This window comes from Roseofilum reptotaenium CS-1145 (assembly GCF_028330985.1).
In the GTDB taxonomy this organism is placed as follows: domain Bacteria; phylum Cyanobacteriota; class Cyanobacteriia; order Cyanobacteriales; family Desertifilaceae; genus Roseofilum; species Roseofilum reptotaenium.
This window is the reverse complement of the sequence record NZ_JAQMUE010000109.1, coordinates 1-13,157: the sequence shown is the minus strand read 5'-3', so window position 1 is coordinate 13,157 and position 13,157 is coordinate 1. Positions and strand designations below refer to the sequence as shown.

General features: G+C 45.9%; 12 protein-coding genes. 7 read left to right on the top strand and 5 right to left on the bottom strand.

Features of this window, described 5'->3' with window-relative positions:
- Positions 1-11: 11 nt before the first annotated feature.
- On the bottom strand, positions 12-659 hold the full coding sequence (locus PN466_RS24235; protein ID WP_271944879.1) for a histidine phosphatase family protein: 648 nt from the start codon (positions 657-659) through the stop codon (positions 12-14).
- Positions 660-722: 63 nt separating this feature from the next.
- On the opposite strand from PN466_RS24235, the gene PN466_RS24230 reads away from it, so the two are divergent.
- Positions 723-1,454: a phytochelatin synthase family protein gene (locus PN466_RS24230; RefSeq protein WP_271944877.1), complete on the top strand. Its 732-nt coding sequence runs from the start codon at positions 723-725 to the stop codon at positions 1,452-1,454.
- A 74-nt stretch (positions 1,455-1,528) separates the two neighbouring features.
- Here PN466_RS24230 and PN466_RS24225 read toward each other — a convergent pair whose 3' ends face one another.
- Complete coding sequence (locus PN466_RS24225) at positions 1,529-2,785, bottom strand: diguanylate cyclase (protein WP_271944874.1); 1,257 nt, start codon at positions 2,783-2,785, stop codon at positions 1,529-1,531.
- Positions 2,786-3,083: 298 nt separating this feature from the next.
- Between PN466_RS24225 and PN466_RS24220 the strand changes: the two genes are divergently transcribed.
- Positions 3,084-4,364, top strand: a complete 1,281-nt coding sequence (locus tag PN466_RS24220; protein WP_271944871.1) for an FkbM family methyltransferase — start codon at positions 3,084-3,086, stop codon at positions 4,362-4,364.
- Here the strand turns inward: PN466_RS24220 and PN466_RS24215 are convergent.
- The 3 genes from PN466_RS24215 to rimI form a co-directional block, all read right to left on the bottom strand.
- On the bottom strand, positions 4,261-4,803 hold the full coding sequence (locus PN466_RS24215) for a peroxiredoxin family protein (RefSeq protein ID WP_271944869.1): 543 nt from the start codon (positions 4,801-4,803) through the stop codon (positions 4,261-4,263). The two genes, PN466_RS24220 and PN466_RS24215, sit on opposite strands and share 104 nt — an antisense overlap.
- Before the next feature lie 103 nt (positions 4,804-4,906).
- Positions 4,907-5,032 (bottom strand): hypothetical protein, encoded by a 126-nt coding sequence (locus tag PN466_RS24210; RefSeq protein ID WP_271944867.1) that lies wholly within the window; start codon positions 5,030-5,032, stop codon positions 4,907-4,909.
- A gap of 296 nt (positions 5,033-5,328) precedes the next feature.
- Positions 5,329-5,847 carry a ribosomal protein S18-alanine N-acetyltransferase gene (gene rimI, locus PN466_RS24205; RefSeq protein ID WP_271944864.1) on the bottom strand — a complete coding sequence of 173 codons (519 nt, stop codon included), beginning with the start codon at positions 5,845-5,847 and terminating at the stop codon, positions 5,329-5,331.
- Between the two features lie 132 nt (positions 5,848-5,979).
- Here rimI and lysA point away from each other — a divergent pair, with 132 nt between their 5' ends.
- The 5 genes from lysA (at position 5,980) to PN466_RS24180 (ending at position 12,440) form a co-directional block, all read left to right on the top strand.
- A complete protein-coding gene (gene lysA, locus PN466_RS24200) occupies positions 5,980-7,386 on the top strand; it encodes a diaminopimelate decarboxylase (RefSeq protein ID WP_271944861.1) in 1,407 nt (468 codons plus the stop codon).
- Between the two features lie 220 nt (positions 7,387-7,606).
- Positions 7,607-8,530: a diadenylate cyclase CdaA gene (cdaA, locus tag PN466_RS24195; RefSeq protein ID WP_271944859.1), complete on the top strand. Its 924-nt coding sequence runs from the start codon at positions 7,607-7,609 to the stop codon at positions 8,528-8,530.
- A complete protein-coding gene (locus tag PN466_RS24190; RefSeq protein ID WP_271944855.1) occupies positions 8,527-9,291 on the top strand; it encodes an isoprenyl transferase in 765 nt (254 codons plus the stop codon). Before cdaA ends, PN466_RS24190 begins: the two co-directional genes overlap by 4 nt.
- A 45-nt stretch (positions 9,292-9,336) precedes the next feature.
- A complete protein-coding gene (locus PN466_RS24185) occupies positions 9,337-10,914 on the top strand; it encodes a M16 family metallopeptidase (protein ID WP_271944853.1) in 1,578 nt (525 codons plus the stop codon).
- 44 nt (positions 10,915-10,958) lie between these two features.
- The gene (locus PN466_RS24180; protein ID WP_271944986.1) at positions 10,959-12,440 is read left to right on the top strand and encodes a M16 family metallopeptidase; all 1,482 of its coding nucleotides are present in this window, start codon (positions 10,959-10,961) and stop codon (positions 12,438-12,440) included.
- The last annotated feature ends 717 nt before the right edge of the window (positions 12,441-13,157 follow it).

Sequence of the window (13,157 nt, the reverse complement as noted above, 5' to 3'; positions counted from 1 at the left end):
TACGGTGATCTTTAATGAAACCGAACTCGACGCTCATGAGAACTTAAATGGGAGGTATCCCCATTTAACTCCATAATTGAGCGATCGCCATCCTTAATCACCTTGACCACAGCGCACAAAGAAGCATTCACATCTGCTCCCGTCACTCCATCCACTAATCCCATCGCCATTCCTAATACAGACGCACCATGACCGACAAACAACAAATCCTCATGAGCAAACCGGTCAACTAACTCTCGGATCGTTTGTCCTGCACGGGCAAAACATTGGGTCTCAGTTTCCGGATAGCAAGGTTTTCCCTCAATCGGAACCTCTGGATCAATACGAGAAAACTGAGCTGCTAATTCTGATAATGACCGGGTTTTGGGACACTCCGTCATCCATTCTGGATTTAACCACTCTCCCAAACCCCAATGCAAGCGTAGCGGCACATCCAGAACATTCGCCACTCCATGGGCGGTTTGCACCGTTCGCAGAAAGGGGGAAGCAAAAATCCGGCTGATTCCTTCTGATTTTAGGCGATCGGCTAATTCTTGAACTTGAACTAAGCCATCGTCAGACAAAGGGGGATCGTAACGGCGATCGGCCGTATTAAACCACTCCGGATTGACAAAATCCAGGCGGTTGGCATGTCGCGCAATCCAAATTGTTTGAGCCATATATAAATTTTCAATAGTTTTTCTTTTAAATTGATATTAGGTCATTGTAGCAACCCTAGAATCATGAATCGATTTGTGAATTCCCGTAAACCCCTTGTTCTTCTTGTTTTAGGCCTACTGCTGCTTGGTGGCAGAACAGTTGCCCAAACTTTGCCCATTGCTGAACGGTTAATTGAATTTGATTCCTCTCCTGGGGAAGAGCTGTTAGTTGAAAGCCGTGCTAGACAAGATTATGTGCCGTTGAGCATTCAGTTTGAAACCCAAAAAAACCAGGCTTTTTGTGGCGTTGCCAGTATGGTGATGGTGTTAAATGCGTTGGGGATTGAGGCCCCTGATGCACCCGAGTATGGTCGAAAAATGTTTACCCAGGATAATATTTTTAATGCCCAAACCGATCAAGTGATCGCCAGAGAAACAATCGCTAAACAAGGTATGACTCTAGAAGAGTTAGGTGCATTTTTAGCTCGTTATCCCCTAAAAACTCAGGTTTATCACGGGGGCGATCTGAGTTTGCAGGAATTTCGCCAGTTAATGGTAGAAAATTTGCAGCAGCCTGATAATTTTGTGTTGGTTAATTATCTGCGAAAGTCCATTGAACAGGAGCGAGGGGGCCATATTTCTCCAGTAGCCGCCTATCATCGGCAGAGCGATCGCTTCTTGATCCTCGATGTTGCCCGCTATAAGTATCCTCCCGTTTGGGTAACGGCCGAAGATCTCTGGAATTCCACCCGCACCGTAGATTCGGTTTCTGGGAAAACTAGGGGCTTAGTGCTGCTGAATGCCATTAACAATTAACCATTATGGGGTTAGTCTATCTCCGTGTCTGGAGTGTCCCCGCGTCTTCCCATCCCTCATCCCCTAACCTAATTCTACTGAGAATTAGGATCAAAAGGGCCAGAGGTATAGTTATCTAAGTCAGTGCTATTCTCCAACCTTAATCCCTGGGGGGTTTTGACAATAATGTTATCTCCTCCCAGGGCCTGAGCTTCGGCTAAAGCTTCTCCAGCCGTAACAATTAAGGTAACTTCAGAATCATCATTACGAGGGACAACACTACTCACCCCTAAGCTAACAGTGATATAGGGACTAATGGGGGAGTTGGGATGGACTAATTTGAGGCTACTGATTTCTGAATGGATATAGGTGGCCACTTGCATGGCTCCTTCAACGTTAGTTTGGGGTAATAAAATCGCGAACATTTCTCCCCGATAACGAGCAACCATATCTGCTGGACGTTTCACCACAGAGCGAATAGCATCAGCAATGCTTTTTAAGCATTCATTGCTCGTTTGGGAGCCGTAGCTATAGACATAAGGCTTAAAATAATCAACGCGACAGACAATTAGGGATAGGGGTTTCAAATCTCGTTTCATCCGTCGCCATTCTTGCTCGATAAATTCGTTAAAGCGGCGACGGTTTGGGAGTTGGGTGAGGCGATCGAAAAGAGTAAGATTTTTAACTTTTTTGTTGACAGATTCTAATTCTTGTCGAGTAGTCCATTCTACATAAGAGAGTTGTTCATACTGATAAATAATAAAATAACAGACCAGGAGAATCATGGCCAAAAAGAGAAAAGATTCCACAGTGATGGTCTGGGATAATTCACTGAGGGGAAAGCCAAAAATCCAGTGATTTACACAAAAATAAACAATAACCACCCCTTGAGCAATGATATGAATTAGCCAAGAGACGGGTATGGCAGTCGCTTGCATGGCAAACATGACGAACCAAAGTTCTGGTGTAAATTCACACACTCCAGCGGCTGTTCCCAGAACTTGGGGTAATAGGGTAACCGACCAGGATAATCCGAGGAATAGTAAGCTTGGATGGCGGCGACCAAATTGGGTTTTTTGTAATCCCCAACAACCGACCAGGGCAAATAGGCTAGTAATGCGAGCGCTGAGGAGTTCACTGGCAAATTGCTCACCATAGAGGATCGCTTCAAACAAGGCTATAGCGAAAACTCCACCTAGGGTAATCCAAATGGTTGTCTGAAGACGGGCTAAGATGAGAAACTTGCGCCATTCAGGTTCGATTCGTGCATCTTTTTCCCCAGTTTTTTTTATGTCTTCTGAGGAAGCTGAGTCGTCTTGAGAAGATTGTTTTGGCTTAGATCCCTGATTCATGGTTTATAGGCTATCCGATCGCCTGTGCCGTAATGGATTGTTTAATCGGTTTTGCGATAGTTTACATTAAGCGAGGTTCCCAGGTATATCATTCATTCATCGACTAAGTGGATTGACCTGTGCTCTCTCACTGAATGGGGGGTGGAGTTGGCTGGAGCTGAGGCCGAGCCAAATTCCTCGTTTTGCTATACCTGTGTTTTGAATGTGTCTCTAGAGCAATAGGTCATAGCTTACAATTTTAACTGAAAGGTTGTTCTCTCTGGCGATTTTGAGAACCGGATGTGTTATAGGTTTCGGTATGGTTAATCTTAATCAGGAATTTCAACAAGCCTATCAGTACCAGCGAGAGGGGAATTGGGAAGCGGCTCGTCTTGGATATGAGCGAGTTTTAGAACTTGATCCTCAACATATGAGTACCCTGGTGAATTTAGGGGTTTTGTATAAGAAACAGGGTGAATATGAGCAGGCATCTCGGTTATATGAACGGGCGTTGCAACACAAGCCGAATCATGTGATTGCTCATTACAATTTAGCTTTGGTCTACGAGCAACAAGGACGGTTATCGGATCCAGTGCGTCATTATAGCCATGGGTTGTTGTTTCAGCCGATGGATGAGAATTTATGCCAACATCTTCAGGCGGCGTTGGTTGCTCAGGGAAGTTTTCAGAGCGATCGCCCTTTGTATGAGCAAGCACTGCATCAGGTTTCCCTGAGCGTGCCGGCTTTTATGGAGTTGATTGCTTTTCTGCGTCAGGAAGAATGGCTGGAAGTGGCGATCGCGCTTTTGGAGACGGCGATCGAACAATATCCTGACCGACCTGCACTCTATGCTTTGTTGGGTGGTATTTATCATCAGATGGGGCATTATGCTGAGGCGATGAAGGGGTTTGAACAGGCGATCGCGCTCTCTCCCCAAGCTCCGAATTATATCCAAGATTTAGGCATTACTTCAGCGAAACAAGGAAATTGGAAAGCCGCTCAATCTTATCTGCAAGAGGCTCTAAGTCTTGCCCCTAATCTTCGTAAAGCTACGCGATGGCTCAATTGGGTCAATCTTGTCTGTTCCGAGCCGCCTCAAGTTCAGTTTAAGTCCCACAATCAGGTGATTCAATTTCAGGTTACGGGTAAAAATTTCGATGTAGAATTAACTCAGGTGAACGATCTCCAGTTCTATGAACAGCCGGAACTCGATTTTATCAACGAGACGCTGACACGGCGATCGGTGATTGTTGATGTGGGTGCGAATGTGGGCAACCACTTGGTCTATTTTGCCAAAATTTTAGGGGCAGAACGGGTAATTCCGATTGAATTTCAACCGGATAGTATTGCAGCACTGAAAACCAATATTGCCCTGAATCAAGTTACTAATGTAGACCTATCTAAATTAGGTTATGCTGTCGGGAAAAACGCCGGTCATGCCCAACTCACTAATCATCCTACTGGAGATCTTTTTCCCTATTCCCTAGCGTGTAGTGCTACAGATCATCTAAAGTGGCGAGTAACGTCTGAATATCTGCGTTGGGGTGAAGGAAGGAGAAAAGATGCTTGTAGCGCAAAATTCCCCGGTTATCCAGGATAAATTGGGCGGGCAGGGGTGCGCCCAAAGCTTGACCGACGGCGTAGGCGCGGAAGGTGGTACAGTCAGGATCGGAAAGTAGGGGCATTTTTAGGGCTAAATCTTGAACTACGATTTTGCTCTGTTCTGCATCAGTGCTGGTAATTAATAGTACTTCTGCTCCACGCTCCGTAAAGGCTTCATACTGTTCGTTGAGTTGTTTAATGTGAGGAAAGCAAAGGGGGCAGTATTGTTTTTCCGTGAAAATGCGGGTAAAAGCCAGAATCACCGGTTTTTGCTCGCGGTAGTCTGAAAGCCGCACCGTTTCCCCATTGGTGATATTGGGGAGTTGAAAGTCAGGGGGCATCAGTCCCACATCCCAACGACTGGTTGCGGGAATGGGGAAAAAGTTGTTGGCAAAACGTTGATTGAGTAAACCGCGAAAGTCTGTTGAAGTAACCATTTTGGGTAATGGGTGATGCTTCTTAAGGTAGGACTTCTAGTAGTGTAATACTATTTCTGGAAGGAGTATCATAATCTTGTAAGCCAGAATGAATTTCTCCCAATCATTCGTATAATTCTTCATTTCTGGGTTTCTGGTAAAAGGCAGCAATATAATTTGCAATCTGTTCAGGATTTTGTTTGCTTTCTGTGAGAATCTGGGTAAGATATTGGGCAATAGTTTTCGCCATTTCTGGAGTTTTTTCCTTGATATTATGGATTGAGATTCACCAAGAGTTCTCGAAAGGCAGGACCGATGAAACCATCGCGCTCCCTGTTCTGTCACTCTGGGAAAACCCTTGTCTTGATTGAATTCTATAACTCCTACCTAATCGGCGATCGCCACCTCCGAAGGTGACAAAAGAGAGGTAATACTGGCGATCCCCTCCAATTCCACTTCATCCTAGTCATACAAGATATTGCACTTAACAATTAGCTCAAAGCAACTTGCCTTTCAAGGATCGATACTTAATATAGGTGTCCTGAACTATTTAGATTCGGCTTGCTGTTGCCACTGGCTTAACTGTTCTGGAAACTGGGTCGATTGTAAACCATTGAGCCATAAAACTAGGGCATCTTCACCAGTTTCTTGATAATAATTGCGTCTGCGTCCAGCGGTGAGAAAGCCGAGTTTTTGATACAGTCCTAGGGCGCGCTGGTTCGAGGCTTTTACTTCTAGGGTGGCTCTTTCTAAACCCCTTTGTCGGGCAGACTCCAATAAAGCACACAGTAGAAATTGCCCTAAGCCTTGATTTTGATACTGGGGATGAATGGCTAAAATGGTCAGATGAGCTTCTTCGACGATCGCCCAATAGCACCCTAATCCAACCAACTCCTCACCCAAAGAGAGTCCCAATAACTCACTATTTGGACTCTCAAGTTCCCTTTGGTAAGCGTCTAAACTCCATAACTGTCCAAAACAGAGGCGATCGAGGGTAAGCACAGCGTCTAGGTGTTCTGGGGCGATCGCATGGAGAACAACAGGCACAGAAATGGATGGGTTCATAAGGATGGGAAGATAGGGAGATAGGGAGATCTTACAAGGGAATGATTTTAACTCTTGGTGAATTGCAGTTCACCATGGACAATAGAGTATAGAACGAATTAATAATGAATAACGAACCCTCTTCCTGAGATTATGGTATCCACACCCTCCCGCATTACCTCACCCCGTGGCACAGATTATCTTTCCTCTGGAGCAGATCCAGTCAGCGATCGCTCGCCGAATCAACAGTTACTTCCTCTTACCGCTAAAGTCAACAGTGACGATCAATTAACCATTGGTGGTGTCGCTGTTTCTGAATTAGTAAAAATCTATGGCTCTCCCCTCTATATCCTTGATGAAGAGAGCTTACGTGCTGCCTGTCGCCAATACCGAGAAGCCCTTAAGCGCTACTATCCCGGAGAAGCAACGGTTCTGTATGCCTCGAAAGCATGGAATTGTTTAGCTATTTGTGCGATCGCTGGCTCAGAAGGGTTGGGCATTGATGTCGCTTCGGGTGGAGAACTCTACACTGCCCTACAAGCAGGAGTTGCAGCCGATCGGATTTACTTCCATGGCAATAATAAATCCGCTACCGAACTCGCCGAAGCTCTAGAAGTTGGCTCTCATATAGTTGTCGATAACTGGTTAGAATTAGAGTCCTTGGCACAGCTCAGTGGCGCTCAAGGAAAAACCGTTCCGATCCTAATTCGGATTACGCCTGGCATCGAATGTCACACCCATGAATATATTCGCACGGGACATATTGACAGTAAATTTGGCTTCGATCCCAATCAAATTGAAGCGGTTCTCCAAGAGATTGCCCAACAACCGAGCCTAGATTTCCAAGGATTCCACGCCCATATCGGCTCCCAAATTTTTGAACTTGAACCCCATAAAGATCTCCCTGGGGTGATGGTGCAATGGTTCCTAAAAGCTAGAGAAATTGGCTTATCTCCCTCCGTCCTCAATGTAGGCGGCGGTTTAGGAATTCGCTATACCGAAGACGACGATCCCCCCTCCATTGACGCTTGGGTGAAACAAGTTTGTACCGCGATGGTAGCAGCCTGCAAAAACGCCCAAATTACTCCCCCGCACCTCATCTGTGAACCTGGACGTTCCTTAGTCGGTTCATCCTGTATCACTGCCTACACCGTCGGCTCCCGTAAAGCCATTCCTGACATGCGAACCTATATCGCTGTAGATGGAGGCATGTCCGACAATGCTCGCCCGATCACCTATCAAGCCCTCTATCGTCCTGTAGCTGTCGATCGCATGGCCCAACCCTGTACGGAAACCGTAACTGTTGCTGGTAAACATTGCGAATCTGGCGATATTCTAATCCAACAAGCCCAACTTCCCCCCTTGCAATCTGGGGATATCCTCGCCATTTTAGCCACGGGAGCATACAACTATAGTATGGCTTCCAACTATAACCGCGTTACCCGACCAGCCGCTGTCTTAGTCGGAGAGGGTCAAGGTCAAGTGATTATTGAGCGGGAAACCTATCAAGACTTGGTAAGCTGCGATCGTCTTCCCGATCGCCTCAAATCCATTTCTTAGCAATCACAGGAGACTCGAAACTGGGGTCAGATTGAGTCTGTCCCTAGGTTCAGGTAGCGATCGTCACCTGAATACCCTCTGAAGTGTCCAAGGTAGGAAGCGTGCAGTACCTGCTTAGGGATGTTTAAGGGCAGGATAAAACCCAGTTTTGCCACTGCCCACTCCCTCTTGCCTCTTGCCTCTTGCCCACAGCCTATTCCCTATTCCCTATTCCCTAGCTATGGGAGATCTTTTAACACAATGGTTATCCAACTTAACTGATACTCACAAAAACCTGCTGCATACGGTTGACTTCATCTCTGTTTTGATGTTGACCTACATGGTCTTGATGATTATTGGTGAACGTCGAACTTTGTGGATGGTGCGAGGATTCATTATTCTAATGCTGGCCACCGCCATCAGTTCTGTTGTGAACTTAACCTTACTGAGCTTTGTGTTAAACAAATTAGTCATTGGTTCTGCCGTCGCTATGGCTGTAATTTTGCAGTCCGAGTTTCGTCGGTTGCTGGAACAATTGGGCCAAGGACAAGTCATTGGTTTGTTCCTTCCCCCATCTGAGCCTCCCCCCAAAGCAGAGAGTGTGATTGATGAAATTGTCGATGCCGTTAAAGACCTGTCTCAAAACCGGACGGGGGCACTGCTGATTTTAGAAACGACTGGGCCCATTGATGAGCGCGATTTTTCTGTTCCTGGGGTAAGGTTAAATGCAGAAGTTTCCAAGGAGTTGTTACAAACTATTTTCCAAACCAGTACCCTGTTACATGATGGAGCGGTTTGGATTCGCATGTCTCGTATTATTGCGGCTGGAGTCATTTTACCCCTATCCGATCGCACCGCCTCCCGTAAGCTGGGGACTCGTCACCGAGCAGCCATGGGCATTACTGACCGCGTGGAAAACTGTCTGTGTGTTGTCGTTTCTGAAGAAACCGGTTCTATCTCTCTGGCGGAAAAGGGTCTCCTGAATCGTCCCTTAACCAGCAGTAAACTAAAGGAACTCTTAGAAGCCAAATTCTCTCAATCAGTAGAACGGGAGGCCGTTGCCCCCGATTTGCGAAATTTGGGTCGCCAGCTCAATACTCAAGGTGCAGCGATGGTTGCACGCCTACTCCGTTTACCTTCTTCTGATTCTCAAAAGAAAAAATGACTGCAAAGCAAATTATTGACCATACTCTGAAGACTCTCCCTAGTGACCTCGATCCCCAAAAGCTTCCTCGTCATGTTGCAGTAATTATGGATGGTAATGGTCGCTGGGCCCAACAGCGAGGACTCCCTAGAATTATGGGACACACTCGTGGAGTAGATACGGTACGGGAGTTAGTACGCTGTTGTGATGATTGGGGTATCCAAGCCCTAACCGTTTATTCCTTTTCCACTGAAAATTGGAAGCGTCCTCCCCAAGAGGTCAGTGTAATTATGACCTTGCTAGAACAGTTCCTCCAACGGGAATTACCAGAAATGATGGACAGAAAAATTCGCTTAGAGTTGGTGGGAGGTCTACAAGATTTACCCAATTCTGTGCAAAAACAAATTCAAAAATCCATGGGGACAACTTCTCAGAATGAAGGGATGCGGTTTACAGTGGCGACGAACTATGGAGGACGGCAGGAGATTTTACAAGTCTGTCAAGCTCTAGCAGCACAGGTGAAACAGGGAGATTTAAATCCGGAAGATATCGATCAAGCCTTGTTTGAACGTCATTTGTATACGGTGAATGTGGGCGATCCGGATCTGTTGATTCGCACCAGTGGGGAAATGCGAATTAGTAATTTTCTGTTGTGGCAGTTGGCCTATGCGGAAATTTATATTACGGATATCCTGTGGCCGGATTTTGACCGAGCTGAGATGCATCGGGCGCTCTGGGAGTTTCAAAAGCGCGATCGCCGCTTTGGTAAAGTGAAGTCTTAATTTCGATACCATTAAAAATTAGGTATACTTGTCATCCTATTCCTTATGAACAGAGTTCAGTTGACCGATAGAGGGCGGTTACTGCCCTTGAATCTCAAAAAATTAGTAGCTTTTCTCTTGAGTATCCTGGTTGGCGTTTATGTGCTGGGGGTAGAACCGGCGATCGCCTTAATTCAAGATCCGAGCGAGTTTTCGATTCAACCCTATTTAGATAACGTCGAAAAACAAGTTAAAACGTTCAGGCTCGATAACGGTCTCCGGTTTATTGTCCTCGAGCGCCATCAAGCACCCGTGATATCATTCATGCTCTATGCCGATGTTGGAGGAGCCAATGAACCGGTCAGTAAAACCGGTGTTGCCCATTACTTAGAACACCTCGCTTTCAAGGGAACTACGGCGATCGGAACAACAGACTATGCAGCGGAAAAACCCTTGATGGATGAACTCGATCGCCTCTTCGATCAAATTCAAGCCGCTCAAGCCAATGGAAATACAGAAGAAGCTCAAGAACTACAAGCTAAATTCGATCAAATTAATCAACAAGCCTCCGAGTACATCAAACAAAATGAATTTGGTCAAATCGTGGAGCAGTTTGGGGGTGTGGGACTAAACGCCACGACTTCCACGGATGCGACCCGCTACTTTTTTAGCTTGCCCTCCAATAAACTAGAATTGTGGATGTCCCTAGAGTCAGAACGCTTCCTAGACCCGGTGTTTCGGGAATTTTACCAGGAAAAAGAGGTGATTCTGGAAGAGCGACGGATGCGTACCGATAATTCCCCCATCGGGAAAATGATTGAAGCCTTTCAAGATGCAGCATTCAAAGTCCATCCCTATCGCCAACCCGTGATTGGCTATGAGGAAGACTTACGCAATCTCACCCGGCAAGATGTGAAAGATTTCTTCGAGACCTATTATGTGCCCAATAATCTGATTGTAGCGATCGTAGGTGATGTCAATATCGATGAAGTTAAAAAACTAGCTCAAGCCTATTTTGGTCGCTTTCCAGCTCGCCCCACTCCCAAAGTCAAGATACCGGTGGAACCCAAACAAACCGAAACCCGCGAAGTGACCCTAGAACTGCCGACCCAACCGATGTATTTAGAGGGCTATCACCGTCCGGCCGGCAACGATCGAGATCATGCAGTGTACGATCTGATGGGAGCCATTCTCAGTAATGGCCGGACGGCTCGCTTGTATAAATCCTTAGTAGAAGAGAAACAAGTCGCCCTATCTGCGGCGGGCTTTAGTGGATTTCCGGGCGACAAATACCCCAATTTAATGCTGTTTTACAGCCTAACGGCTCCAGGGCATACAGTCGATGAAGTGGCGGAAGCTTTACAAGTCGAAATTGAACGGCTGAAAACCGAACCGGTGAGTGAAACTGAATTAAATCGGGTGAAAACTCAAGCCAAAGCCAGTTTATTAGGCACGCTAGATTCTAATTCGGGTTTAGCGAGTTTATTAGCAAAATATGAAGCAACAACCGGATCGTGGCGCAATTTATTTCAGGAAGTTGAAGCCATTGAAGCGGTGAGGCCCCAAGATATTCAGCGAGTCGCACAAGCGACATTTACCCCAGAAAATCTCACTATTGGGCGATTGTTAACCGCGAGTAATTAACCGTTAGGTAACCGATTACCTATTACCCATTACCCAAAAAAATGATGCAAGTACGACGAGTGATAAAAAAGATGGTTCGGGGACTGTGGCTGGCTTTAATGGTGCTAAGTTTAACTTTAACGGTTCAATGGCATGAATCGGCAGTTGCAGCTCAGGCGAAACCCTACAATGAGTTAACCTTTCCCCCCCTTCCAGAGGTGACCATTCCAGAGTATACACAGTTTACGATGGACAATGGGATTCAGGTCTTTTTGATGGCAGACCGGGATTTACCTTTGGTAACAGGAAGAGCGATGTTTAATACGGGCGATCGCCTGGAACCCAAGGAAAAAGTTGGGTTAGCTGGGTTAGTAGGCGTAGTGATGCGTAGCGGTGGAACCCAAACCTATACCCCAGATGAACTTAACCGATCGCTCGAAGATCGAGCCGCTTCGATTGAAACTTCGATTGGAACTTCAGCCGCTACGGCTCAGTTTAGTGCTTTAACGCCCGATACCGATGAGGTGTTAAGACTCTTTGCCCAAGTATTGCGCCAACCGGCTTTTGATGAGCAGCAATTGCAGTTAGCGAAAACTCAACTTGAAGGCAGTATAGCCCGTCGCAATGATAGCCCCGATGATATCGCCAGTCGAGAATTTCAGAAGCTCATTTATGGAGCCGAAAGTCCCTATGCGCGGACAGTGGAATATGAGACGTTAGAGGCGATCGATCGCCAAGATCTGATTGACTTTTATCAACAGTATTTTGTCCCCAATAATATGATGTTGGGTTTAGTGGGGGATTTTGACCCAGCCCAAATGCGACAAAAATTAGAAGCGACATTTAGAGATTGGCAACCGAATCCGAATTTTAAGCATCCTCCCCTGCCACAAGTTTCCCAGAGCCAAGCCGGGGAGATTTTTCTGGTCAATCAACCGCAACTGACTCAGAGTAATGTGTTGATGGGCCATTTAGGTGGACAGTTGGATAGTCCTGACTTCTTTGCCTTGTCAGTGATGAATGAGGTGTTAAATGGGTTAGGGGGTCGCTTGTTTAATGAGGTGCGATCGCGTCAAGGGTTAGCGTATTCGGTTTATGGGGTTTGGAGTGCCCGCTATGACTATCCAGGGATATTTATTGCTGGGGGTTCAACTCGTTCAGAAGCAACCGTTCCGTTTATTCAAGCGTTGCGTCAAGAGTTCGATCGCATTATCCAAAAGCCCATTACTGCCCAAGAATTAGCCGCAGCTAAAGATGGAGTCCTCAATTCCTTTGTGTTTAATTTCCAACAACCCTCTCAAACCCTTTCCCGCCTGATGCGCTATACCTATTATGGTTATCCTGAAGATTTTATCTTCCAATATCAACGGGGTGTGGAAGCCACCACAATTGAGGATGTGCAGCGGGTAGCACAGGAATACCTGCAACCTGAAGAGATGGTGACGTTGGTGGTGGGAAATCAAGACCAGATCGATCCACCCTTGAGTGCATTAAGTGAGGATGGTGGGGTGACGGCGATCGACGTTACGATTCCTAAACAAAGTTAATAGCCCACATTCCGCACGACAATTTGTGGTATATTACTGTAACATGAATGCTGGGGGTCACGTAGTGACCCCTTAATATATAACCATGAAACTCTCAGACTATGCTAAAAAAGTCGGGGTGAGTTATCAAACGGCGTGGAGATGGTGGCAAAAAGGTCATCTAATATCATTTCGCTATAAACATGCACTTAACAAGGGGCTTAAGCCCCTTGCCCCTCAAGGAGAGATTGTAGCAAACATTTAAGGATTTGATATAACGGGCTATCAACTGCCTTCGGGGACAATTATCATTACCGAAGAAGGGAAGAAAAAAACCGAGAGAATTGCCTGTATTTATGCCAGAGTCTCTAGTGCAGAAAATAAAGATAACCTTGAGATCCTGTTAAAAGAGATGGGAAAAACTGTTGAGATTGTCAATCATAGCGAGGATAAACAAGATGAATTGATGGAGGATTTAATTGCTATCATTACTTCATTCTGTTCTCGTCTTTATGGATTAAGACGCTCGAAACGGAAAAGGGAAAAAATCATTGCCGAATTAAAGGAGATCTCGTGAAATTAGCCGAAAGACATATTATCATATCAAGTCCGTTGAATAAGTTGTGATATAGCAGTGAGTTCACTCCACCCGTAAAAATCGGTTAACCCTCCAATTAATTCTGGCTGTTTCAATAAGGTTTGGCAGCGCTGGTACAACACTTCTTCTAGCTGATCGAG

Bases quoted from the DNA above. Each gene is read 5' to 3' on its own strand.
- PN466_RS24235 (WP_271944879.1), bottom strand. From the start codon at position 659: ATGGCTCAAACAATTTGGATTGCGCGACATGCCAACCGCCTGGATTTT.
- PN466_RS24230 (WP_271944877.1), top strand. From the start codon at position 723: ATGAATCGATTTGTGAATTCCCGTAAACCCCTTGTTCTTCTTGTTTTA.
- PN466_RS24225 (WP_271944874.1), bottom strand. From the start codon at position 2,785: ATGAATCAGGGATCTAAGCCAAAACAATCTTCTCAAGACGACTCAGCT.
- PN466_RS24220 (WP_271944871.1), top strand. From the start codon at position 3,084: ATGGTTAATCTTAATCAGGAATTTCAACAAGCCTATCAGTACCAGCGA.
- PN466_RS24215 (WP_271944869.1), bottom strand. From the start codon at position 4,803: ATGGTTACTTCAACAGACTTTCGCGGTTTACTCAATCAACGTTTTGCC.
- PN466_RS24210 (WP_271944867.1), bottom strand. From the start codon at position 5,032: ATGGCGAAAACTATTGCCCAATATCTTACCCAGATTCTCACAGAAAGC.
- rimI (WP_271944864.1), bottom strand. From the start codon at position 5,847: ATGAACCCATCCATTTCTGTGCCTGTTGTTCTCCATGCGATCGCCCCA.
- lysA (WP_271944861.1), top strand. From the start codon at position 5,980: ATGGTATCCACACCCTCCCGCATTACCTCACCCCGTGGCACAGATTAT.
- cdaA (WP_271944859.1), top strand. From the start codon at position 7,607: ATGGGAGATCTTTTAACACAATGGTTATCCAACTTAACTGATACTCAC.
- PN466_RS24190 (WP_271944855.1), top strand. From the start codon at position 8,527: ATGACTGCAAAGCAAATTATTGACCATACTCTGAAGACTCTCCCTAGT.
- PN466_RS24185 (WP_271944853.1), top strand. From the start codon at position 9,337: ATGAACAGAGTTCAGTTGACCGATAGAGGGCGGTTACTGCCCTTGAAT.
- PN466_RS24180 (WP_271944986.1), top strand. From the start codon at position 10,959: ATGCAAGTACGACGAGTGATAAAAAAGATGGTTCGGGGACTGTGGCTG.